A 24,123-nucleotide genomic window follows, 5' to 3' on the forward strand; every position below is an offset into this window, starting at 1 on the left:
TTATGATTTACACTCGTTCAGATGACGATCAGAGTAAAGTTTTTGCAACTGTTGGTGTGTACGCGCTAGGGCGGTAGCGTGGTTTCATGGCAACTCACCTCCGCAGTCCCAGACTATGCTATGCGGAAGACTTGCGAACTGGATACGCGGCGTGTGCTCACTGATTGAGCGCAGGCTTCCTATCCTGATATTCCAGAACGCCGCCTAATAAACTGTTAGAAATTCAAACCCTCAATACAACCCACGCAAAAGAATATGAATACAACATCTTTAATTGTTGAAGTCTTAGTTGGCGGATTCGTCACGCTCATTTGGATCGGATTAATAATAATCAAAGCATATGGTATTGATTATCCAGATATTGATGCTTTTATTGTCAAATACAAAGATTGGTCAAACATTATATTATTCTCAATCATGGCATTTTCGTATCAATTGGGCTGGGTGATGATACATTTAAGCTATATTGCCACCAACAGACCAATAATAATTCCTCTCAGAAAAAAGATATTTGGCGATAAACATAAAAATTACAGAACAATAAAAAATAAAGTATATTTTAACTCAAACAGTGATTTGATGTCAGGGATAGAGAAAGACCGGAGCGTTATCAGATTGACAAGAACAGGTTTACTCAACTTTATCATTCTTGCTATTGTCCTTTTATTTTATAAACTATGGTGGCTGGCATTTGCTGCTTTTATCATTTCCATGATTTCCCTAATGCAGCTACGCACGGTTTATTTATCTCTTTACAAAAAATTAAATGACAGTCATTCAGAAATAATGGATGACGTGATGATTTCTAACGAGTTATTCGACGACGGACGCGGTGACAACCCGCAACTCTGATTTAATTACTCCCCGCCGCGCCCGTCAATTCGGACGTTGAGGCTGTAGAAAAACCCTCTTTTTCGCCATTTTGTGGGATAATCAGGCATCACAAGCACCCGAACGAGTAAGCAGGCATGGCACGCTACAAACCGATTCATCAAGGCGTAAAACTGTTGGCAGTGGACTTTGACCGCCAAATTCTCCCCGGCACGTTTGAACATGCGCTGCGCCATTTGGTTGACCACGAACTCGACCTTGAAGGTTTCCACCAGCGTTATAAGAATGATGTGCAGGGAGCGGCAGCATTTAACCCAGCGGTGTTACTCAAAATCATCCTGTTAGCTTACAGCCGTGGCATTATCAGTAGCCGCAAAATCGAAGCGGCGTGCCGCGAGAATATGCTGTTCATAGCGATTTCCGGTGACAGCCAGCCGCATTTCACCACGCTGGCGGCTTTCATCGCCAATGCCGGGGAGTTGATCGCCAAACTGTTTACCCAAGTGCTGCTAATTTGTGACCGCCAAGGCTTGATCGGGAAGGAGATGTTTGCCATTGACGGGGTGAAGTTGCCCTCCAATGCCAGCAAAGAAAGGTCTGGCACTCGCGCTGACTTCTTGCGCCAAGCCGAACGCATGGAAAAAGCCGCCGCCAAGATCATCGACAAACACCAACAAGCCGATGCCAGTAAAACGGATGCGGCGGCAGCCCAGCGCGAAGCCAAACAACTGAAACGCCTGCAACACGAAGCCAAACAGTTACGCTATTGGTTGGCGGACAACCCCGAAGACCGCAAGGGGGTTAAGGATGGCATCCGCCTGTCCAACCGCACCGACAACGAATCCGCTAAAATGGCAACCAGCAAAGGCGTGGTGCAAGGTTATACCGGCGTAGCAGCCGTGGATTGCCACTACCAAATCATTATCGAAGCCCAAGCCCACGGCACAGGGTCGGAACAAGAACTGCTGATGCCCGTGGTCAATGCCACCGCTTCAATGCGCACTCCCGAAACGGTGATCACCGCCGACAACGGCTACCACAGTGAAGCCAACCTCAAAGCCTTGGCGGATGCTGGAATTGATGCCTACATCCCTGACAAGGATTACCGCAAACGCGATGAACGCTATGCCGATCAGACGGTGCATCAGCAAAAACCTGACCCCTTATCGAACAAATGCCCCAAGCCCAGCAAAACCAAAACCTATAAACCTGCCGACTTCCAATTAGCCGCTGACCTTAGCCATTGTCTTTGCCCGGCGGGAAAACGCCTTTACCGTACCGGCAGAAATTGTACCCTGAATGGCTATGCTTCGGTACGTTTCCAAGGGGCGTTGCGTGACTGTGAACCCTGTACACAGCGTCCCCAATGCCTGAAAGACCCGGCAAAAACCCGCGCACGGCAAGTCACTTTCCTGCAAGGCAAGCGCGATGACACCCCCAGCCACACCGATTTGATGAAACCCAAAATCGACTCCGACCTCGGCAAGCGCATGATCACCCAACGCTTCGCCACCGTCGAACCGGTGTTTGGGAACTTGCGCGGCAACAAACGCCTGCACCGCTTCACCTTGCGCAGCAAAGCCAAAGTGGACGGGCAATGGAAACTGTTTTGCCTGATGCACAACCTCGAAAAGCTGGCACATCACGGGTATGCCGCATGAAGGGGGAAATGATGCTGCCAAACACGCAAAAACACACCGTATTGCCCGTCTCAGATGGCATTCAGGGCGTTATGGGAAGGTTGGAAACTGGCAACAGTGAAAAAAACGCCCAGCCGGTTGGGGTGTTCAAAAAAATGACTGACCGGTCTGGATGGGATGATCAGATTCGGGTTTTTCTACACCCTCGTTAGACCTCCATAAGGACATAACCATACTCATGCAAAATCTGAAAGAAAAGATTGCAGAAAACAAGCTACCCGCTTTATTTCATTTGTCAAAAATAGGCATATACCACAATGAAATATTATTAGATAATCAGCCTGACTATGATCTCACAAGTTACGAAGGTTTAAACCAAAAAGAATATGCGCTAAATGAAATAGCCAATATCTCATTAGACTATCAATACATCTTTCATGTGGATTTACATGACTTAAAAAAAATTGACTATTACGATAATGAAGAGATAGGTGATATATCTTCTAAATATTTTATCAAGAGGGTTGATAGACGATTAAAGGAGATAGAGTTTAAAGGGCAGTTACTAGGAGATGGCTTTGACATTGGAGGAGAACTCTACAAAACTATTGCAGATATTGAAGTTATTGGTTTAACAAAAGTCGATGCTAATCAATTGAGTTTATATCAAGAACTTATGCTAGAAGGGCATCTCCTTGAATTAGAAAATAACTATAGAATGAGCTTTTTCACATATTTCACAGCACTTGAAAGTTTCGTAAGAGAGAAATTGGAAGAAATAAAGAATAATACATATAAAGAATTACATGAAAAAATTGAAAATTTAAGTCTTAGAGATAAAATCAGTATCCTTTTCAAAAAAGAATTCAATATTGAAAACTTAGATGAGTCTACATTCTGGTCTACTCTTTCAGGTTCTAAATTAATAAAGAAGGCCGTTGATATGAGAAATGACATAGCGCATGGAAAACATAAAGATGATTTAACCCAAGAAATTGTTGATGATTGTTTTTTATTGATGGCACTATTGATCGGCTCATTGAGAGATCATATTCACGATGTCAATAAAATTAGAAAATATCTGTATCCAAAAATAGTCTAACGATTACATCGACGACGGACGCGGTGATAGCCCGCGATTCTTAATTTCTATTTCCCGCCGCGCCCGTCCAAGACAAAACGTTAGGCGGCAAGGCAGATCACATATGCGCCCTTACGACGGAATTGACTATCGATACAGCAACAATGACCCTGAACAGGAAGAAGCCATCGGAGTCATTGCAAACATCTTGGGTTTCCGGCCTTCAGCAACCGATCTGGGTTACGCCCTGAATTTTTATGCCGGGGGCTCAGGGATAGATGATCGTTTAGCCATTCGTTGTCTATATGTCGCGTCTGATTGGCCTTCGATAGCCCGCACACTTCGGCTCAAGAGAGTTAGTGAAGTGTCCAGCGACCCCGATTGGGAAGAAGCATTTCGCTGGTTGATAGATGCAGAAGACATCGAAAAATCACTTGAAATTCACAGCCACCGGTTCATCAACAATAAGAAGCTCGAATTCCAAGATATTGCTGATGAGCGCTGGGAAGTCTTCTTCTCCAACGAAAGTGATGTGAATTCGTGGTGCGTTGTATGGCGCAATAACACCCACCTAAACTACGTGAGCTTCGATCAAGGATGATCATGCACCTAATTCGGCTTTGCGAAACTCCGCCGCCTAACAAACTGTTAAATGACCAAGAAGCACAAAAAACCACCAATTCAATAAAGTAAACTGATCAATCATATAACAACACTTGCTTATTTGATGTGATACACTTAAGTTTGGTTTTCGTATAGAGAAAAGCTAAAAATGAAGCTGTATCTTGACAATTGTATGTTCAATCGACCGTTTGATGATCAATCAAACCTTAAAGTATTGCTAGAATCCGAGGCAAAATTAAGAATACAAGAAAATATTCGTTCAGGTATATATGAACTTGTTTGGTCTTATATATTGGATTATGAAAACAATAAAAATCCCTTCTTAGAAAGAAAAGAACAAATTGGAAAGTGGAAACTATATGCACACACTGACATAGAAGAAGATGAAACCATAATTAATCTTGCAAAGTCAATAAATCAACTTGGCTTAAAAAAGTTTGATTCTTTACATATCGCTTGTGCCATTAAAGCAAATTCAGACTATTTTCTAACCACCGATATTGGCATAATTAAAAAAGCCAACATTGTTAAAACCATTAAGATAAAAGACCCAATTGATTTTATCCGGGAGGTGTTCGCATGATTACTGATACAGAGATAAGAGTAAAAGGGGTTCAAGTTCTTGCTCAATATCTAGGTGATATTGAGATGGAAAGATTTATAGCTCTCATTCAAAGAGAACCCTTTGATTATACTAAATGGCGACAAAATATAGACGATGATGATAGCATCGAGAGTATTAGCAAAAAAGCAATGCAATTAAGAGCCAATAAAACTAATTAAAAATCATCTAACGAATACATCGACGACGGACGCGGTGACAGCCCGCGTCTTCGTCTATTCTCCCCCGCACCCGTCATATTAACGTTAGGTATTCCATGGACTATACACCCTCCGATGACGTTGAGAAATCGCTAGATTTAACTGAGCAATTGATGCTTGGCTATTACAGAGAATATGGCCTCGTTTGGGATAGGGGCAAACGTAGGGAGCTTTTAGATTCAGTGGAGCATTTCCATATTTTGAATAATGGCTCCTTTATTGGCTTTTTCGCATTCTTCAAAGAAGAAGATTATATTTATGTCTGCGATCTGCAATTGTCACCAGAGCACCAAAATAAGGGTGTGGGTAGTGCTGTAATGCAGTATATTATTGGCATTGCGTCATCGTTGGGTTTAATGGCTATAAAACTGTCCGTCTTTAAGTCCAATAGCGTCGCAATGCATCTTTATCGGCGTATTGGTTTTGTTGTGTCGGAAGAGGGTAAAATGGTTTATCGGCTTAGTTATGAACTTACCTAACAATCGCAACTAGCCGGAAATATTTTCCGTTCCTTATTTTGCGGTCTACGCTACGCTACCGCAAAACAATCCACTCCAAATATTCCGCTGTTGCGAGCGTTATATTTTTACCGAACGGTTATACATCAATGGAAAAAGTTTTCAGAAATTATAAATACGTTAATTCTTCTATTTTTGACTTGATAGATGGTGACAAAGAAGTAAAACAAACAATAGCCCTTGGTTATCTTTTATCTCAAGATGAGAATATACTAAGACAATTTTTAAGCCTAAAGCCAATTGTTTCTGTGATGGGGAAATATAAAGAAACTGATTTTTCAAAAATTATAATACATACTGAATTGACCTCAAAAAATGACAAAAGAATCGACATATCAATTCAATTTTATAAAAATAACAAACCAATAAAAGCATTAATAATAGAAGCCAAGAACATTAAACTAAACATCTCGCCTAAAAATGTCGTTAATCAAATCACTAAATACTTAGAGAATGAAGAGTTTAAAGAGTTACATGGTTTTGAGGTATTGTATGGCTGTATTTTATCAAAAAACAATTTTATATTTAAATCAGAAAAAATAGTCTCAATATTTTGGAGTGATATAATAAATATTTTATACAAGTCTGCTGGTCTAGCTAAAGATTTTTTAACCTTTTTGACAAGGATAAATGGCTCTATGAATTTCTACGAGAAAGAAGTTTACTCAGTACCTGCTGGTGAAACATCTATATATCAATATGGTTATCCACATATATACGAATGCCCTAATTCTGGAAAAAATTATAAATCAATAAAAAAACCACTATATTTTGCTTTCCGACAGAAGGATGGTGGTATAATGGAAAAACTATTTGGGGTTGAAGAAATTATTATCTTGAATCCTAATCAGGACTTTGAATCATTCTTAGATGATCCCTCATATTCTGACACAACAAAAGAGAGAATAAAGAACTATTGTGACAATATTTGGGGAGAGGAAAAATATAGCGATGATGAAAAGCAATTTTTTATTTTATCTTCATCAAATCAAATTAATCTTTCGCATAAGCCCAGACCAAAAGCTAATAATTCTTTTAGAGCCTACTACAAATTATCTGATTTGCTTGACGTTAACAAAATATATGTTGAGGCAGAGAAATGAGTGATAATACATAAAAATTTATTCTTATCTGTCAAATTATATAAGCATCCATGCGAAATTTTTTGGCGGATTAATAGATTAACTTATTTGATAAATAAGCATACAAATCCTAAAAAACCATAAAAAGGTATTTATCTTTAAATTATAGTTAGAGCAGGATAAGCCAATCCATTTAGTTTAAGTCTTAATTTTTATGATTATAACTTCTATTGCCGTAAGTCTTTATTTATGTTTATTACTGGTTTTTATAGCTTATAGACCAGATGATAGAATATCCATAAAATATACCGCATTTCCTGCTTTTTTGATAAATAACGAAGATATAAAAATATACTCAAATGATAAAAATCTCTATGTTTATTCGATTTTTATAAAAAACAGCAAAAAGAAAAATATTTTAAACTATGAAAGTTTGAAAACAATAAAAATTACGACAGAGAACAGTGTTAGCTTCAAATCCATAATTTCAAGTAATCCTTCTTATATAAAAAATAATATTTTACTAAAAGATAAGGAAGTGAGCATTCATGTTGCTGAATTACAAGAACATGACTTTATACGCATAGATTTTTTATATTTATCAGATTTCAAAAGTCATCATCAAAAAGATAAAAATACGATATTTTTTGACCCACCATGTTTGTGTTTTAATGATGAAATAATAAATAAAGAAATTTCTGTTAATCAGTTCCGTATTGGAAAAATAACAGAAAGTAGTTTTTTTGGAAAAATATTAAGAAGTTTTTTTATCATTTTCATGAATACTGCAATTCTATTAGTGATATATGGAATTATTAATCAATTGAGTGATATTCTTTATACGAATGTTTCTTTTGATATTAAAGAAGTTGTTTATAATTTTTTTGAATCTATTTTTATTTTAGCAACTGCTGCATTTCTGTTAATGTTTTTTGGATATACAAAGCATGAAAACGAAAATAATCTTGTGAATGATATTAAAGATTATTACGGAATTTCTAATGCGATTAATATTATTGCATATGTTATTATGTAGTTGTTTCAATATTGAGCTTTATTGATAAAAAGCATAAAGCTGATTTTCTTGGTAATTTAAATATTAAATGATGCTGGTGATTGATCGCATAAGACAGAAATGCGAACGGACAAGGCTTTAGGCGGATTGCCCTACTGCTTGGGTAGCTATCCCAACAGAATGGGGTGGTGTTATGCTCTACGCCACCAAGTGTTAGGAAGGAGGTTTCATGTCAGCAAAACACCCGATTGTGGCGATTACCGGCGCGATGGAGTCCGGTTCTGTGTCTGTTATTCAGGCATTAGAGCGGATTTTTTACCGTGAACGGGTCAAGGCCGTGTATATCGACGGCAGCGCTTTCCGGCGTTATGATCGCACAGCGATGCGCGATGAAGTGCGTAAAGCGCAGGAAGAGGGGCGCGTTCTAGGGCATTTTGGCCCCGAAGGTAATCATCTGGATAAGCTGGAAAGCTTATTTTTCGAGTATGCCGCTGTCGGCAGAGGCTTGTACCGTCACTATTTACACACAACGGGGCAAGCCGCCAAGTACGGGCAAACCGTTGGCACGTTTACGCCTTGGGAGCCGATGGATCCCGACAGTGATTTATTGTTGTACCGTGGCTTGCATGGGGCGGCGCTGGTCGATGATATTGATATTGCGCAATACCCCGATTTGTCGATTGGAATTTCACCGAACGCCAATTTGGAGTGGATGGCAAAAATCCAGCACGAAATCAAAGAAAAAGGCGTGGCGTTGGAAGATGCGAAAACCGCATTGCTGAACCGTTTGCACGATTATGTGCATCACATTACTCCGCAATTCATGCGCACCCACATTAATTTCCAGCTTATTCCTTTGGTGGATACGTCCGACCCGTTTGGGGCAGAAGCCGTGCCAAGCCCGGATGAGTGTTATTTGGTGATGCGGTTTGCGCCGAAATTCTTGCCTGATTTTATCCCGTTGCTGCACGATATTCCGGGGGCGTTTATGTCACGCCGCAATACGCTGGTAGTACCAAGTAGCAAGATGTTGATGGCGATTGAGCTGGTGTTGATGCCGATTATTCATAACCTGATTGATGACAGCCGCCAATTGCGTGGCATTACCGACGTGCCGGAAGATCGTGGTGCGGGCGTGTTAGGTTTAGTGGAATAACGGCAGCCGTGATTTATCGCAAGGAAATTGACGGGTTACGCGCTCTAGCAGTGCTGCCCGTGATGTTGTTTCATGCCGGATTCAGCACCTTTGGTGGTGGATTCGTGGGCGTGGATGTCTTTTTTGTCATCAGTGGCTATTTGATTACGTCAATTATTCTGGCTGAACTGGAGACAGGCACGTTCAGTCTCGCGGGCTTTTACGAACGGCGGGCGCGGCGGATTTTGCCCGCGTTATTCTTTGTATTGCTGGCGTGTTTGCCTTTGGCGTGGTGGTGGCTATTGCCGCATGAATTGGTCGCGTTTGGGGAAAGCTTGATCGCGGTGGCGGTGTTTGCATCGAATATTTTGTTTTGGTTGCAAACCGACTATTTTGCGGCGACGGCAGAGCAGATTCCGTTATTGCATACCTGGAGCTTGGCGGTTGAGGAGCAGTATTATCTGGTGTTCCCGCTGTTGATGTTGCTGGCGTGGGGCTTGGGTAAGCGCTGGTTGCTGGGCTTGTTGGCGGTGATTGCGCTACTGAGTTTGGGCTGGTCGGAATGGTTGTGGCGGAACTCGGTCGAAGCCAATTTCTATTTGATTCCCAGCCGTGCATGGGAATTATTGGTGGGGGCATTGGCGGCATTTTATTGGCAAAAACACCCGTTTCCACAAGGAATCTTGGCGCAAATTGGCAGTCTATTGGGTATCGCTTTATTGGCTTACGCGGTATTGTTTTTTAATGAGGGGATGCCGTTTCCAAGCCTGTATGCGCTAGTGCCGACGCTTGGCGCGGTATTGTTGATTGTGTTTGCAACGCCCGCGACATGGGTTGGTCAATTGCTGGCATTCCCGCCGTTGGTGCGGGTGGGGCTGATTTCGTACAGTGCGTATTTGTGGCATCAGCCGGTATTCGTGTTTGCGCGGCTGCAAGCGTTGGAAGAACCGAGCCAAAGTGTCATGGCAGCGCTGATAGCGTTGAGTTTGGGGCTGGCGTGGTTTAGCTGGCGTTTTGTGGAAAAACCGTTTCGCAATCGGCAGCGTTTTACCCGAACCCAAGTATTCGCGTGGGCATTGGTTGGTAGTGTGCTGTTCATTGCAGTGGGGGCAGTGTTGGTGTTGACCGATGGCTTTGCGGGGCGTTTTGCGGATTGAAGAACCTATGATGAAAATTTACGTGCCGTTATTGCTAGGTTTGTTGTGTATCGGTGGCATGACGCCGGTGTGGGCGGATGCGTCGTCTGAGGCTTTACTCAAGGCGGCGGATACCGAAGCCAGTGGTGAATACACCCGCCAGCGCTTTCTCGCGGTGCAGAAAAAACCGTTTGATGCGGCGGATGCACGTAAAAAAGTGCTAATCATTGGCGATAGTCACGCGCAGGATTTTTTTAACGGTGTGCTGGAAAATGGTTATTTGAGCGCTTATCAACTGAGTACCCGCTACATTCCGACCCGTTGCCAAATGGTATGGGGCGATAAAGGTGCTGAATTTGTTCAGTCGAAAGACACGGCACTGTGTGCGGAATCGGATAATGTGACGCAAGCCGCCGCGCAGATTGCCGAGGCGGATGTGGTCATTATGGTGGCGCGTTGGCAAGAGTGGGCAGCAACATTGTTACCGGAGACGATTCAACAGATGAAGCTGCGGGCGGATCAGCAATTGATCGTCATTGGGGCAAAGGATTTCGGCAAAATTTCCATTAGGAATTACATGAAGCTGTCTGCTGATGAACGGCTGGCTTTGCGTAACAAAGTTGATCCGAAACCGTTGGCAAGTAACCAATGGTTACGCGATACCTTGGGCGCGGCGGTGTTTATTGATCAGCAGCGCCTGATTTGCGGTGAGGGCGACAGTTGCCGCCTGTTCACCGATGCGGGGGAATTGTTGTCGTATGACGGCGGGCATTTAACCCCCGCCGGGGCGAAATACGTCGGCAAGTTATTGTTTACCGAATCATTGCTCCAAGGGCTTTAATAAATCCAACAAATCTTCGGAACTGAAGCGCACGCCTTCTTGTGCGCCGGTTTCTGAATACAAGCCATTGGCGAGCATCTGCTTTTTTTCCTGCAATTTGAGAATCTTTTCTTCTACCGTGTCTTCGGTAATCAGCTTGTAGACGAAGACGGGTTTGTCTTGCCCAATGCGGTAAGCGCGGTCGGTGGCTTGTTGTTCCACTGCCGGATTCCACCAAGGGTCGTAGTGAATCACGGTATCCGCAGCGGTTAAGTTTAGCCCAGTCCCCCCAGCTTTTAGGCTAATCAGGAACACTGTCGCATCACCTTCTTGGAAGTGCGCAATGACTTCTTCGCGATTTTTGGTTTGCCCGGTGAGTTTGGCGTAAACGATATTGGCGGCGACCAATTCGGCTTCGATGAGTGCCAGCATCGAGGTGAATTGTGAGAATAACAGTACTTTACGACCTTCTTCTAACATTTCAGGTAACAAGGTCATCAACAATTCGAGCTTGGCGGATTGCTCAACATTTTTGGCTTTGTCGAGCTTAACCAGACGCGGGTCGCAACACACTTGGCGCAGTTTTAGCAAGGCATCCAGAATCATAATGTGGCTGCGAGCGAAACCGTTGCGGCTGATTTCTTCCTGTAATTTGGTGTCCATCGCCAAGCGCACAGTTTCGTAAAGGTCGCGTTGTTTGCCTTCGAGCGCCACGCTGCGGATGATTTCGCTTTTCGGCGGTAATTCACTGGCGACCAGTTCCTTGGTGCGGCGCAACATAAAGGGCAGGACGCGCTGGCGTAATTGCTGCTGCCTGCCTGCATCGCCTTGCTTTTCAATGGGATTGCGGAACAGGCGCGTAAATTTGTCGTGCGCACCTAAAAAACCGGGCATCAGGAAATGGTACATTGACCATAATTCACCCAGATGATTTTCCAGCGGTGTACCTGTCAGGCATAGGCGATGCTTGGCTTTGAGGGTGTAAATGACTTGGGTGGTGCGTGAAGCGGCGTTTTTAATCGCTTGCGCTTCGTCCAAAATCAGGTAGTGGAAGGTGTGGCGCAAATACTGTTCTTCGTCACGCACAATCAAAGGGTAAGTGGTGAGCAGCAAATCGTATTCACCCAGTTTGTCGAAATGCTGGTGGCGGTCGTTGCCGTGAATCACTCGCACCCGCAAATCGGGGGTGAAACGGGCGGCTTCGCGTCGCCAATTGCCCATTAAGCTGGTGGGGGCGATGACTAGGGCGGGTTGGGTTAAGCGCCCCGCTTGCTTTTCGATGAGCAAATGGGCGAGGGCTTGCAAGGTTTTGCCCAAGCCCATGTCATCGGCGAGGATGCCATTGAATTGGTATTCGCGTAAGAATTGCAGCCAGCTCAAGCCTTCGTGTTGGTAATGGCGCAAGTCGGCATTCAGCCCTTCGGGTAAGTTAACAGCTTGAATCCCTTGGAAATCCCGTAACTTTTGGGTGAGCGCCAGCAATTCTTCTGCGCCTTTCCATTTCATGCCGGGGGCATTGAGCAGTGCGCCTAGATTCGTGCCTTGGTATTTGCTGAGTTCCAAATTGCCATCGGCATTCAGGGGTTGGTGGTCGTAGAGTTCCACCAGTGTTTCGAGGATTCCGGCGAGGCGATGCGATTCGAGTTTTGCCCAGCGATTGCCGGAAAGCGGCACGAAAATGTACGGTTGGCGTTCCAGCAAATCGCGCAAGGCTTGCGGGCTTTCCATTTGCCCCAGCATTTCCACCAGAATCGGCAACAGATTGATGCGTTGTCCGTCGACTTCAAAACCGAGGCTGATTTCAAACCAGTCGTTGCCATTCGCGCTTTCTTCCCACGCGGCATCGAGATCCCCAACGATGTCAAAATGCAGGTCGAAATTGTCGTCCAACGTGACATTCCAGCCGGAATCGCGCAGTGCGGTCACGCCATGATCGAGGAAATCATTCCAACGTAACGCCGTCAGCGACGGGGTATCGGGGTGCATCAGCAATTCGAGGCGGTGCAGGTCGCTAAAGCGGGTATTGACGCTTTCAAAACCGTAATCGGCAAGCGTGTCGAGCGCGTCCTGTTCCGTCGTAAGGTTGCGGTGAATGCGGTAACGGTTGGCACCGACTTTGTGCAAGCTGCTGGGTTTGTGTTGCGCGGGTTGCAACACATGCCCTGCGTAGTTAAAGCGCAAACTGGCAATGTGGGTATCGTGACCCGTGTCCGGTAGGCGGGTGCAGCGCAAGTACAAATCCGGGGTGGGTTCGGCGTGTAAATCGTCAATGTGTTGGCGGATTTTCGGTGAGGGCGCGGGAATATCCACATCCGGCAGGGCTTCCAGCAAACGTTCGCTGACGGTTTCGGCTTGCGCGGCGGGAATCGGGGGCGCATTCAGGAATTTTTCGACTTGCGTGGGGCTAAGGTCGGGGTGCTCCAGCAAGCCGCAGGTGCGGGTGGCGGTGTCGATATACCAGAATTTGTTGTTGAGCCAAAAATGTTCGGTAATGGGGCGGTCGGTTTGTAATTCAACGGTGAATTCTTGCTTATCGTTGGCTTGCCAGATGAATTGTAAGCCGAGCGGTGCGCCATGCTTTAAGGGTTGGGCTTCGCGTTGCCAAGTGTCGACGGTTGCCCAAAAAGCGCGTCCGGTTTTTAGCACTTCCAGCAGGGCCTGTTCGCCGTGTTTGCCGCTTAAATTGCCCTTGTTCCAGTGATGCAAAAAGCGCATTCCGGGCATGGCAAGTAATTGCGCGATCATTAAGTCGTGGGGTTCATACGCGAAATTGCGGGCGCGGTACGGGGTTAGCAGGGCTTCGAGTTGTACGTGTGAGGGTTTGCCGTAGCCACCTTTTTTGAGGGTATTGGCTTTGTACAAGCTCAAGGTAAGTTGCTGGTGGCTATCGGCATCTAAAAAATACAGTAAGTCGGCACCGGGTACGTCATTTTCTGGGCTAAACAGTGGGCTGTCGTGGGTGTCGCTGGCGGTTCTTAAACTCTGCAACCATACATCGACCGGCGAACGTGTGACGGCTGCTCTGGCGGTGGTGGGCATGGTGGCGGCGGTAAACGCTGGCACGGGCTTGCGTTGCGGTTCTCTGGCTTTTTGTTTGCGGGCGTGTTCGAGGTATTCAAACAGGGCGGCGACGGCGTGTTTGCAGGCCATGGTGACGGGGCAGGTGCAAACGCCGGTGATCCAACGCGGTGATTGTTCGTTGTAATTGATGACGGTGACGTAGGGTTCTTTACTGCTGCCTTGTACTTTCGCGGTGATGGATACATTGCCATTGCCGCTTTTTTCTGCACGAAAATTGGTGACTTTGCCCGTGTCGTAATAGTCGATACCCCGCTCCAGCGTCACGGTGTCGAATACGTTGAATAGGACGGATGGGGGGAGGTTGTTATCGGCCAGTAAGTCGAGATGTTTAGTTTTCAAATGCATTGCGTTTGTGTATCTACCAGACTGAATTTTTAGTCGGGTAACATTGTGCAGTGAAGGGCTGGCTTTGTCACGGCAATTAAGCCGTGTGTTGAGCGTTTGGATGTGAACAAAGGGGAGCTTTGCCCACATCCTCGTGAAAACAGAGGCTTTATTTCTGCTTTAACAGATCACGGATTTCGCCTAATAACACTTCTTGATTAGACGGTGCTGCCGGTGCTGGTGCGACTTCTTCTTTGCGCTTTAGCTTGTTCATGGCTTTAATCGCAATAAAAATCGCAAGTGCCACAATCGTGAAGTCAAAAACAGTTTGGATAAACGCACCATAAGCCAAGACTAAATCGGGGATAGGCGGGACAGCCGCGGGGTCGCCTGCTTTGAGCAGAATGCCCATTTTGCTGAAGTCGACTCCGCCGATCAACAAGCCCAGCAGTGGCATCACGACACCATCCACGAAGGCGGAGACGATTTTGCCGAAGGCAGCGCCGATAATGACACCCACGGCGAGATCGACCACATTGCCTTTCATGGCAAACTCTTTGAATTCACTGACGAAACTCATACATACCTCCAATGTTTGTAAAAAAACTGTCTATCTGACGACATAAGTGTGATTTTGGTTCACCATTTTCAACGTATCGCTAAAGACTTCACCGAACCAGTAGTTTAAGACAATGTTCAAAATTTTGGGTATGAGCGCGTTATTTTTTATTGCCGAGCGCACAAATCGGGCAATCGGGGTCTGGCGTTAAGCGCATGTCACGCCAGCGCATCTGCTTCGCATCCAGCAATAACAGCCGCCCGCTGAGCGTGGGCAAATCCAATAACGCTTTGAGGGTTTCTGCGGCTTGCATACTGCCAATAATGCCCGCCAATGGCGCAAGAATGCCGGTGGTGCTACAGGTGTCCTCCTGCGTGCCGTCTTCCGTGTAAAGGCAGCGGTAGCACGCGGTACGCGGCTGGCGAAAGTCGAAGGTGGTGATTTGCCCTTCTAAACGAATCACCGCGCCTGAAATCAATGGCTTGGCGGCGATTTTGCACGCACGGTTGAGCGCAAAGCGCGTGGGGAAATTGTCGCTGCAATCGACGACGGCATCGTGTGAGCTAACCACGCTAAGTAATTCAGTTTCGTCGAGTTTGTGTTGAATCGTATTAATCTGGATGTTTGGATTCAACGCGCGGGCAGTTTGTGCGGCAGAGTCGACTTTCAATTGCCCAATCGTGGCGGTGCTGTGGATCACTTGGCGTTGTAAATTGCTCAAATCCACGGTATCAAAATCGACCAGCGTGAGTTGCCCAACCCCAGCGGCGGCGAGGTAAAGCGTGACGGGTGCGCCCAAGCCGCCCATGCCAATGATCAGCACTTTTGAGGCTAACAGGCGTTCTTGCCCGTTGATGTCGACTTCAGGGAGCAGAATTTGGCGGCTGTAGCGCAGCAGTTGTGTGTCGTCCATTTAGAAATCTACCTCCAATCCCAAGGTCACGGTGCGTTTGCGCCCCTGCACAATAAAATCAACGCCTTCGGAGGCGGCGACGTAATCTTCATTCAGCAAATTGCGCACGCCTGCTTTGAGCGTGGTGTTGCGGTTGAGTTGCCAAGTCGCTCCCGCATCCAAGCGCGTGTATGCCGGAACGTCAAAGCTATTGGCATCGTCACCGGGGCGCTTGCCGACTTTTACCGCGCCCAGTGTGAGGTGTGTGCGGGCGTTGGGGGTGTAATCCAGCGTCAGCGAGCCGCTATGCCGAGGAATATTGTGTAAATGGTTGCCGGTGTTGCCGTCGTTGTTGGCAGTGATGCGGGCATCGCTGTAGTTATATGCCGTGTTCACGGTCAGTTTTTTGCTGACGGGAATGCTGACGTTGGCTTCCACGCCCTGTGAGCGCGTTTTGCCGGTGAGCATTAATGCGCCCGGTTCGCTAGGGTCACGGGTGGTGACGTTTTCCTGATCAATTCGGTAAACGCTCAGGTTGCTATTGAGTGGCTTGCCCTGGCGGGTTTCATGTTGATGACGCACGCCGATTTCATGCTGTACGCCTTGGAGCGGGGCAAGAAATTGCTCGTTTTTGTCCATGCCAATATTGGGAGCAAACGATTCATTGCGGCTGGCGAACGCTTGCCAATGCGGAGTGGCTTGCCAGGTCAGCCCCAGTGCGGTGGAGGTGTCAGCGGCATCGGTTTCCTGAAAGGCGAGGGTCGGCGAGGCGTAATCCGCTTGGTATTGGCTATTGCGCACCCCGGCATGAATGCCCCAGCGGTCGCCAATTTCAGCATGGTGTTGCCAATAAACGGCTCGCTCTTTGCGCAAGGTGACGGCTTCGCGTTTGGTGAGCTTATCAGCGTCTGGCAGCGGAAAATCAAAGGTGGGGTTAAACAAATCAAGGCTGAACAAGCCTGTGCGAAATTGGCGTTTCAGGTCAATTTCAACCGAATGCCCACTCACACCGAGGCGGGTGTGGTGTTGGTTCATGCCGTGGTTGTAATGCCGCGACAGTTCGGCACGTAACGCTTGTTGCGTTTGCGCGTATTGCGCATCGCGGTAATAGCCGGGAAGTGCCGTGCCGCTGGCGGGCAAATAGGCAAAACCGATCCAACGTTCATCGCGTTTGGCGTCGATCTGGTTAGCTTGCAGCAGTGTTTCCCACCCATTGCCCCAGTCACGGGTGTACGTGCCGCTCACGCGATTCATGCGCCGCTGGGCGTAGGAGCGCGGGTCAACGTAGGAAACGTTATAAATCGGTTTGCCTTGATAAAAGACGTTATCAAAATCGTATTCGCGGTTTTGCCAGCCGTGTTCCAGCTCCAGCAATAGCGATTGCTGCGCGGTTTGCCACAACAGCGATGGCAGAAAAGTAAAGCGGTCGTCGCCGACGTTGGCGCGTCCGGTTTCGCCTTGTTGCCCGACCATGAGCAAACGCCCGGCCCAGTTGGTTTGGGCGAAAGGTTGATTCACGTCCAGCACGGTATGCAAACTGTCGGGTGAACCTGCGGTGAACTGCCCGCTACGTTGCGGTGAAAAATACGGTTGTTTGCTGACGTAATTGAGCGTGCCACCGGGTGAACCTGAGCCGAATAACACCGAGTTCAAGCCTTTGCTGATCTCAATGCTCTCCAAGGTGGCGGGGTCGCGCAGGTAAAAGCCTTGCACATCGAGTAAGCCATCGAGTTGCATATTGCCATTGAGAGGATAGCCGCGCAGGTAAACGTCGCTGCCTATCCCCGCTTGATTGCGCCCAAGCTGTACGCCGGGGGTGTAATCGGCGAAATCTTCCAAGCGGTTGCTGCCATTATTGCCGGTTTGTTGCGGGTTAATCCGGGTGTTGGATTGGGGCAGTTTGTCGGGTGCTTGCCCGTAAATGGCTAAAGGTGGTGGCGAACGTTGCACGTCAACGATTAAGACGTCGTGATTGGGTAGTTCCATGGTGTTTGTAGTGGTTTTAGAGTGATATAACTTTGACCAGACAATACAATCCAGTCAGATGAGGAAAAATAATATTGCCTGCCGCATCCGTGCTCTTCCAATGTGAAATGGTAGTACAAGGAAAATCGGGCGCCCGAAATTGCACGTGCAATCGTACTTTTTCACCCGGTTGGGTGATAGGAATGGGGATGCTGTCAACCAATGGCATTAAACTGTATTGGGAGCCATTGCCGTTATAGTGTTCTGAGCCTATTAAGGTTTGCACGCTTAAGTGTTCATCCACGCATTGTAAACGCCAGTCAACCCACGCCTGAGTACCAAGATTTTCGACTTCCCAGATTTTTTCAAAAACTTGCCCGGTTTGCACAATGCTATTATCAGGGTAAGTAACATCAGCAATAAAGCCGCTGGCAAATTTATTATTGCCGCTGTACTGGGCGCTAAAATGGCTGAGTTGTTTGCCGTGAAAATAGATGCGCAACATGCTGAGCGGGTGTGTTTGCAGCGTGTCTGCCACCTTCATAAGGGTGGAAAGCCTTGCCTCGTCTATATCCGCGTTCAGGAGCTTGTGCCATGTTTGCCGTGAAATGTTAGAGCGTTCGGCGGCGGCTACCATGGTCATGTTTAACGCTGTCAGGCGATTTTTGATGTATTTAGCTAGATCCTGCGCAGACACTCACGTTTCCCCTTAAAACCCCTTATTCCAGACTAATACTATAGCAATAGGTGCTTGAAAAAAAATATTCATCTGGGGTTAGGTTGCTGATTGGCAGAATCATCATTATCTATAAAAAATCCATAATCATAATTTTCTATTGAGTATCGGTGTTGCCATGAGAACGATAAAAGTACAGCGTTGGACATATTCTCTGTTCACCTCCCCACTATTGCTGCTGGGGATGGCGAGTGCAGCATTGCCGCTTGCCGCTAACCCGCAGATTGAGCCTTCACAGCCTGTTCATATGAATGAAGCGCCACCCCCTTGGAATGGGAACATCCCCGCGAGCGCCACTGCGCCGCTCGCCGGTGAGTCATCCAAGGGTTCTAGCGTGGAAAATTGGTATCGTAATCGCCGCAAAACAGACGCTAATATGGGCGGTGAGTTGGCTACATTAAAGACGGCAGCCGAGAGCGGTGACGCCAAAGCGCAATACAAATTAGCCATGTTGTACCGCAATGAGGAAAATCCGCAAGCCGATATTAAACAATCACTCACTTGGCAACAGCGTGCTGCTCAAGCCGGATACATGGAAGCCCAATACGGCTTAGGTTTATTGTATGCGAATGGGCAATACGTACCCGCTGATGACCAACAGGCGCGGCACTGGTTTGATCAAGCGGCATCACAAGGGCATGTTGCTGCACGCTTAGCGCTGCTTTCACTGGATAATGGTGCACCCGCACAAGCGCTTGCCACTTCTAATAATCTAAAAATGCAAGAACCTCGGCAACGTGCCGAAACGCAAGTATCGGCGCAAACCGTAGAGACGCAAAATCTTGCGTCTCTACAACCACCATCACCCCAACAGCAGCCACCGGCTTTAATGCCAAAAATTCCGGTGGTGAATCCTGCTAGTCGCCCGCAACCTGTTTCCACGCCCGTGTCTCTGCCGATGATGGCGCAACCCGCTGATCAGGGCGACGATGCGCCAAATAAGCTCGATCTCACGGGGATTGAACCTGACGTGTTGCGTCAGTCAGCCGAATCGGGGGATAAGCAAGCGCAATTGATGTTGGGTACGTTGTACGAAGACGGTCTTGGCGGTTTGCCAGCGGATTTGCGTGAAGCGGCGTATTGGTATGAGCAAGCCGCGAAGCAGCATTACCCTAAAGCCCAATATAACCTTGGATTGTTATATGAAGACGGGCGCGGTGTCACGCAAAACGATAAACAAGCCGCTTACTGGTATGATAAAGCCGCTAAAGCGGGATTCACTGAAGCCCAAAACAACCTAGGCGTACTGTTTGTATTGGGAAAAGGCGTTAAAAAAGACAGTAAAAAAGCTGAAAAATTATTCACTGATGCCGCCAGCAAAGGCAATGCCGATGCGCAGCGTAATCTGGATATGTTACGGAAAGGTTAAATAATTTTAATGTTTTCAAAAGAAATATTCGTTTTTTACGAACTATTTGAATAAAAATTTCGACTTTTCCTTAGTGTGCTGTCTCCGTATAGTGCTTGTTAAAGATCAATGACAAGTACTCATTAGGAGACAGACATGAAACTATCCACACAAGGTCAACACGCGATTATGGCGATGCTGGCATTGGCTATCCACGATGACGACGGTGCGGTGCGCTTGGGTGATCTGGCAGCACAGCAAGGAATTTCGTTGTCTTATCTGGAACAGATATTCGCCCGCTTGCGCCATGAAGGGCTGGTTGAAGGCATTCGCGGCCCCGGCGGTGGTTATCGTTTAAGCCGTCATGCCGACGAAATTACCTTAGCAGAAATTATTCAGGCCGCTGAAGACGATACCGTCGTCGCCATGAATGCCTCGAACAGCGCGACGCTGCGCGGTCAGGATTTGGTGCAACGCATGTGGTCAGATTTGAGCGGTCAGTTTTACCGCTTCATGGAAGACATTACGCTGGATAGCTTAATGGAAGGCCATGAACTGCCGCGTAAATCTTACCGGATGGGCGAAACCGCCAGTTTAATTGCCAGAATGTTCCCAGCAAGGGAACTAAGACCGAGCATGAGCCATCAAATGGCTATGTAACTTGAAAGATAATAGATAACGCTAACGTTTTCGCACGGCTGCCTAGACTCCTCCAACATTCGGGCAGCATCTCCCAGCGGGGTTGTCCTGAGCCAACAACCCCGCTTTTTTTATGCCTTGCCGCCGCCCATGCACAAGGGCGATTCCGCCACTTTGCCTGCTTTCGCGAAATGTTCTTCCGGCGTCAGCGTATGCAATGCCAGCGCGTGAATCTTGCCATTTAATTCGTCGGCTAAAATGCCATTAATCTGCCGATGGCGTGCAATCAGCATTTTTCCATTGAACTGTTCACTCACAACCGTCACCTTAAAATGCGATTCCGAACCGGGCGGCACATTGTGCATGTGGCTTTCGTTGACGACTTCGAGGAAGTCAGGTTGCATGGCCTGTTGGATTTTCTGTTCAATTTGGGTTTGGATGGTCATACTCTCTACACTTGAATTAACGATGATTAACTTGAAACCACGGGAACGGGGCGCGTATATTCCGCCCTACACCCACATAACTAGCTGCGAACATGAACCAAAAAGAAAACTTTGACAAGTTGTCCCAGTATTTGCAAAGCAAAATCATTGGGCAAAAATCCCTGATCAATCGTCTGATGATCGCATTGCTGGCAGACGGGCATTTGCTGGTGGAAGGTGCGCCAGGCTTGGCAAAAACCCGCGCCATTCAGGTATTGGGGCAGGGTATCGAGGGCGATTTTCACCGTGTGCAGTTCACGCCGGATTTATTGCCAGCGGATATTACCGGCACTGAAGTATTTCACCCCAATGATGGCTCGTTCCACTTCCAGAAAGGCCCGTTGTTCCACAATTTGATCCTCGCGGATGAAATCAACCGTGCGCCTGCCAAAGTGCAATCCGCGCTGTTGGAGGCGATGGCAGAACGCCAAATTACCGTTGCAGGTACGACTTGGAAATTGCCCGAACCGTTTTTGGTGATGGCGACCCAAAACCCGATTGAGCAGGAAGGCACGTACCGTTTGCCGGAAGCGCAACTCGACCGTTTCCTAATGCACGTGATGGTTGATTACCCAACGCCTGCCGAAGAAAAAGTCATTCTGCATTTGGGGCGTAAAGAAGCCATGCAGCAAGTGCGCCATGAGAAAGAAGCCGTTGCGCCGCTGGTCAGCCGGAATGACGTGGCACTGGCGCGGCAGGATGTGCTGAATATTTACATGACCGACAAGGTGGAAACCTACCTGTTGCAATTGGTGTTGGCAACCCGCAACCCCGAACGTTACGGTAAATCCTTGGCGGGCAGCATTGCGTATGGCGGCAGCCCGCGTGCCACCTTGTCACTGGATCGGTGCGCCCGCGCTCATGCATGGTTGGCGGGGCGTGATTTCGTCAGCCCCGAAGACGTGCAGGCGGTGGCGCATGACGTATTACGTCACCGTTTATTGCTGACGTTTGAAGCCGAAGCCGATGGCATGACCGCCAACCATATCATTGATGAATTACTGGCATTGGTGGCAGTCCCTTGATGGCAGGTGTCGCTGGCGAAGGGATTGTATTCAGTTCCCTGCAATCCTTGCTGCGTTTACAGGGACAGGTGCGCACTTTGCATTTGGCTAAAAAGCACATTCGGGCGCGTCACGCAGGCTTGCACCGTTCGGTTCACAAAGGGCGCGGCATGGACTTTGCGGAATCGCGCATGTACCAGCCCGGTGACGATATTCGCACCATTGACTGGCGAGTAACGGCGCGTAGCGGGCGGGTGCATACCAAGGTGTTTGAGGAAGAGCGCGAAAAGCCGGTGTTATTGTGGGTGGATTTACGCCCGTCGATGTTTTTTGCCACCCGTGGGCGCTTTAAATCGGTGTTGGCAGCACAGATTGCGGCATTGCTACTGTGGAAAACCCTCGATGATGGCGACCGCATCGGCGGTATTTTGCAAAATGGCACGCATACCGAATTTAAACCGTCGCGGAGTCGTTCGGCGGCTTTGCATTTGTTGCGGCAGTTAAGCGACATGACTCGCCCCACGGTTGCTGAGCCGAGTCGCAGCGATTTGCAAGCCAGTTGGACGCGCTTACGGCGGGTGACACAGCCGGGCAGTCAATTGTTTATTCTGAGTGATTTTCGGCAAGTGACACCGGCAGCGTTGCGGCAATTGGCAATGATTGCGCAACATTCGCAATTAACCTTGGTGGAAATTCACGATCCATTTGAAGAGAAACTGCCCAATAACGGCAGCTTGCGTTTGACTGACGGTAAACGGCATTTATTACTGAATTTGGGTTTACGGCTGTGGCGCGACCGTTATAGCAATCGTGTGGCGCAAGCGGCAAAAACCTTGCAGGAATTCAGTCGCAGCTACCGGATTCCATTGGTGCAATTGTCGACCGCTGACAGCGACAACGAACGCTTGCTGAAATTGTCACGGGGGTTGCGATGAACCCAGAAGAACTACCGTTACGCGATATTCATTTGCCCGACCCAATTGGCTGGTGGCCGCCAGCACCGGGCTGGTGGATGCTTGCGGGTTTGATGTTGGCAGTGATTGCGTGGTTATTCTGGCGTTGGCAGCAGCAAAAACGTGCTGAGCAAGGCTTGGAAAGCGCTTTGCTGGAGTTGGAACGCTTGCAACGTCAATACGGCACGAATACCAAAGACTTATTGCGCGAACTGTCCGTTTTGCTACGGCGGGTTGCGATCAGTCAGTACGGGCGGCAAACCGTGGCGGGGCTGACCGGCGCGGCGTGGGTCAAATTTTTGGACGATAAAGCAGGTAAGCCCTTATTTAGCGGCAAGTTGGCACATTTACTCACCGAAATTCCCTATCGCCCAGAGACGCAAGCCGAAACCAAAGCCGTGCTGCAAGCCACCCGCCAATGGATAAAATTGCAACGGGGGAAAGCGCATGTATGAATTCCTCTGGTGGTGGCTATTTATTTTGCTACCGTTGCCGCTGGTGGTGCGTTGGTGGTTGAAACCCGCAGAACCCAAACAAGGGGTTGCCTTGAAAGTCCCGTTTTTGGAGGATTTTCAGCAGAGCGGCAAGGTATTGGGGCGTTCGTGGTTTGGCTTGTTGGCGTTGTTGCTGGCGAGTGCCGCGTGGATCTTATTGGTGGCGGCAGCGGCGCGTCCGGTGTGGGTAGGCGATACGGTGGCAATGCCGGTGTCGGGGCGCGATTTGATGCTGGCTGTCGATTTATCAGGCAGTATGCAAGAGCAAGATTTTATCCTCAATGGGCAGGTGGTTGACCGTTTGGTCGCAACCAAAGCGGTGGCGGGGGAGTTTGTGCGCAAACGCACCGGCGACCGCATCGGCATGGTGTTATTCGGTGATCAGGCGTATTTGCAAGCGCCGTTAACTTTTGACCGTCAAACCGTGCTGCGCTTGTTGAATGAATCACAAATTGGTTTGGCAGGCGAGCGCACCGCGATTGGCGATGCGATTGGGCTGGCGCTGAAACGCTTGCAAGATAGCCCGGAAAAAAACCGCGTCCTGATTCTGATGACCGATGGCGCGAATACCGCTGGCAGTGTCAGCCCCTTGGAAGCGGCGGAAATGGCAGCAGCAGTGGGTTTAAAAATTTACACGGTGGGAATCGGCTCGGAAAGCGACCAGATGCGTAGCGTGTTTGGGTTTCAGTTGATGAATCCGTCGGCGGATTTGGATGAGCGCACGTTGAAAGCGATTGCGACAGGCACGGGTGGGATGTATTTCCGGGCGCGTGATACCGAAGAGTTCCACAAGATTTATGCCGAACTGGATCGACTCGAACCCGTGGAAAAAGAAGCGCAGCAATGGCGACCGCAGCAAGAATTGTTCCGTTGGCCATTGCTGGCGGTACTGGTGCTGACGCTGTTAGCCGCAGTATTGCGGATAGAGCGGGAGTGAGG

General features: G+C 47.9%; 24 protein-coding genes. 18 read left to right on the forward strand and 6 right to left on the reverse strand.

The genetic code is table 11. The features are described 5' to 3' along the window. Positions 1-255 precede the first annotated feature (255 nt). From HMY34_RS18565 to HMY34_RS18620, 12 genes are all read left to right on the forward strand, one after another. The gene (locus HMY34_RS18565) at positions 256-852 is read left to right on the forward strand and encodes a hypothetical protein (RefSeq protein ID WP_202716899.1); all 597 of its coding nucleotides are present in this window, start codon (positions 256-258) and stop codon (positions 850-852) included. A gap of 116 nt (positions 853-968) precedes the next feature. Beyond that, positions 969-2,492, forward strand: a complete 1,524-nt coding sequence (locus HMY34_RS18570; RefSeq protein ID WP_202716751.1) for a transposase — start codon at positions 969-971, stop codon at positions 2,490-2,492. A 217-nt stretch (positions 2,493-2,709) separates the two neighbouring features. Then, on the forward strand, positions 2,710-3,573 hold the full coding sequence (locus HMY34_RS18575; RefSeq protein ID WP_202716900.1) for a HEPN domain-containing protein: 864 nt from the start codon (positions 2,710-2,712) through the stop codon (positions 3,571-3,573). A 103-nt stretch (positions 3,574-3,676) separates the two neighbouring features. Continuing rightward, positions 3,677-4,153, forward strand: coding sequence for a hypothetical protein (locus HMY34_RS18580; RefSeq protein ID WP_202716901.1), 477 nt, complete (start codon positions 3,677-3,679; stop codon positions 4,151-4,153). Positions 4,154-4,324: 171 nt separating this feature from the next. Beyond that, complete coding sequence (locus HMY34_RS18585; RefSeq protein WP_202716902.1) at positions 4,325-4,759, forward strand: PIN domain-containing protein; 435 nt, start codon at positions 4,325-4,327, stop codon at positions 4,757-4,759. Next, on the forward strand, positions 4,756-4,959 hold the full coding sequence (locus tag HMY34_RS18590) for a hypothetical protein (protein ID WP_202716903.1): 204 nt from the start codon (positions 4,756-4,758) through the stop codon (positions 4,957-4,959). Before HMY34_RS18585 ends, HMY34_RS18590 begins: the two co-directional genes overlap by 4 nt. A 95-nt stretch (positions 4,960-5,054) precedes the next feature. After that, on the forward strand, positions 5,055-5,477 hold the full coding sequence (locus HMY34_RS18595) for a GNAT family N-acetyltransferase (protein WP_202716904.1): 423 nt from the start codon (positions 5,055-5,057) through the stop codon (positions 5,475-5,477). Between the two features lie 128 nt (positions 5,478-5,605). Continuing rightward, positions 5,606-6,619, forward strand: coding sequence for a hypothetical protein (locus HMY34_RS18600; RefSeq protein WP_202716905.1), 1,014 nt, complete (start codon positions 5,606-5,608; stop codon positions 6,617-6,619). Positions 6,620-6,812: 193 nt separating this feature from the next. Further along, positions 6,813-7,634, forward strand: coding sequence for a hypothetical protein (locus HMY34_RS18605; protein ID WP_202716906.1), 822 nt, complete (start codon positions 6,813-6,815; stop codon positions 7,632-7,634). Positions 7,635-7,842: 208 nt separating this feature from the next. Further along, on the forward strand, positions 7,843-8,769 hold the full coding sequence (locus HMY34_RS18610; RefSeq protein WP_202716907.1) for a nucleoside/nucleotide kinase family protein: 927 nt from the start codon (positions 7,843-7,845) through the stop codon (positions 8,767-8,769). 8 nt (positions 8,770-8,777) lie between these two features. Continuing rightward, positions 8,778-9,905 carry an acyltransferase family protein gene (locus tag HMY34_RS18615; protein ID WP_202716908.1) on the forward strand — a complete coding sequence of 376 codons (1,128 nt, stop codon included), beginning with the start codon at positions 8,778-8,780 and terminating at the stop codon, positions 9,903-9,905. A 7-nt stretch (positions 9,906-9,912) separates the two neighbouring features. Then, the gene (locus HMY34_RS18620) at positions 9,913-10,725 is read left to right on the forward strand and encodes an SGNH hydrolase domain-containing protein (RefSeq protein ID WP_202716909.1); all 813 of its coding nucleotides are present in this window, start codon (positions 9,913-9,915) and stop codon (positions 10,723-10,725) included. On the opposite strand, the gene HMY34_RS18625 is transcribed toward HMY34_RS18620, so the two are convergent. The 5 genes from HMY34_RS18625 to HMY34_RS18645 all read right to left on the reverse strand — a co-directional run bounded on the left by HMY34_RS18625 (position 10,705) and on the right by HMY34_RS18645 (position 18,222). Further along, the gene (locus HMY34_RS18625) at positions 10,705-14,130 is read right to left on the reverse strand and encodes a DEAD/DEAH box helicase (protein WP_202716910.1); all 3,426 of its coding nucleotides are present in this window, start codon (positions 14,128-14,130) and stop codon (positions 10,705-10,707) included. The two genes, HMY34_RS18620 and HMY34_RS18625, sit on opposite strands and share 21 nt — an antisense overlap. A 148-nt stretch (positions 14,131-14,278) precedes the next feature. Beyond that, positions 14,279-14,689, reverse strand: coding sequence for a large-conductance mechanosensitive channel protein MscL (mscL, locus tag HMY34_RS18630; protein ID WP_202716911.1), 411 nt, complete (start codon positions 14,687-14,689; stop codon positions 14,279-14,281). A gap of 139 nt (positions 14,690-14,828) precedes the next feature. Beyond that, positions 14,829-15,581, reverse strand: a complete 753-nt coding sequence (locus HMY34_RS18635) for a HesA/MoeB/ThiF family protein (protein ID WP_202716912.1) — start codon at positions 15,579-15,581, stop codon at positions 14,829-14,831. Continuing rightward, positions 15,582-17,546 carry a TonB-dependent receptor gene (locus tag HMY34_RS18640; RefSeq protein WP_202716913.1) on the reverse strand — a complete coding sequence of 655 codons (1,965 nt, stop codon included), beginning with the start codon at positions 17,544-17,546 and terminating at the stop codon, positions 15,582-15,584. A 16-nt stretch (positions 17,547-17,562) separates the two neighbouring features. After that, a complete protein-coding gene (locus tag HMY34_RS18645; RefSeq protein ID WP_202716914.1) occupies positions 17,563-18,222 on the reverse strand; it encodes an NBR1-Ig-like domain-containing protein in 660 nt (219 codons plus the stop codon). Positions 18,223-18,379: 157 nt separating this feature from the next. Between HMY34_RS18645 and HMY34_RS18650 the strand changes: the two genes are divergently transcribed. Together HMY34_RS18650 and HMY34_RS18655 are read left to right on the forward strand one after the other, a co-directional pair. Continuing rightward, positions 18,380-19,630: an SEL1-like repeat protein gene (locus tag HMY34_RS18650; RefSeq protein ID WP_202716915.1), complete on the forward strand. Its 1,251-nt coding sequence runs from the start codon at positions 18,380-18,382 to the stop codon at positions 19,628-19,630. A gap of 135 nt (positions 19,631-19,765) precedes the next feature. Further along, positions 19,766-20,269 (forward strand): Rrf2 family transcriptional regulator, encoded by a 504-nt coding sequence (locus HMY34_RS18655; RefSeq protein WP_202716916.1) that lies wholly within the window; start codon positions 19,766-19,768, stop codon positions 20,267-20,269. Positions 20,270-20,379: 110 nt separating this feature from the next. Here the strand turns inward: HMY34_RS18655 and HMY34_RS18660 are convergent, their stop codons facing one another. Then, on the reverse strand, positions 20,380-20,694 hold the full coding sequence (locus HMY34_RS18660; RefSeq protein ID WP_202716917.1) for a BolA family protein: 315 nt from the start codon (positions 20,692-20,694) through the stop codon (positions 20,380-20,382). 92 nt (positions 20,695-20,786) lie between these two features. Between HMY34_RS18660 and HMY34_RS18665 the strand changes: the two genes are divergently transcribed. From HMY34_RS18665 to HMY34_RS18680, 4 genes are read left to right on the forward strand one after another with little or no spacing between them, the layout of a single operon-like run. Further along, positions 20,787-21,758 carry an AAA family ATPase gene (locus HMY34_RS18665; RefSeq protein WP_202716918.1) on the forward strand — a complete coding sequence of 324 codons (972 nt, stop codon included), beginning with the start codon at positions 20,787-20,789 and terminating at the stop codon, positions 21,756-21,758. Further along, positions 21,758-22,672, forward strand: a complete 915-nt coding sequence (locus HMY34_RS18670) for a DUF58 domain-containing protein (protein WP_202716919.1) — start codon at positions 21,758-21,760, stop codon at positions 22,670-22,672. The genes HMY34_RS18665 and HMY34_RS18670 overlap by 1 nt, the downstream gene beginning before the upstream one ends. After that, positions 22,669-23,145, forward strand: a complete 477-nt coding sequence (locus HMY34_RS18675; RefSeq protein ID WP_202716920.1) for a DUF4381 domain-containing protein — start codon at positions 22,669-22,671, stop codon at positions 23,143-23,145. Before HMY34_RS18670 ends, HMY34_RS18675 begins: the two co-directional genes overlap by 4 nt. After that, a complete protein-coding gene (locus tag HMY34_RS18680; protein ID WP_202716921.1) occupies positions 23,138-24,121 on the forward strand; it encodes a vWA domain-containing protein in 984 nt (327 codons plus the stop codon). Before HMY34_RS18675 ends, HMY34_RS18680 begins: the two co-directional genes overlap by 8 nt. The last annotated feature ends 2 nt before the right edge of the window (positions 24,122-24,123 follow it).

Source organism: Thiothrix subterranea (genome assembly GCF_016772315.1).
Lineage (GTDB): Bacteria > Pseudomonadota > Gammaproteobacteria > Thiotrichales > Thiotrichaceae > Thiothrix > Thiothrix subterranea.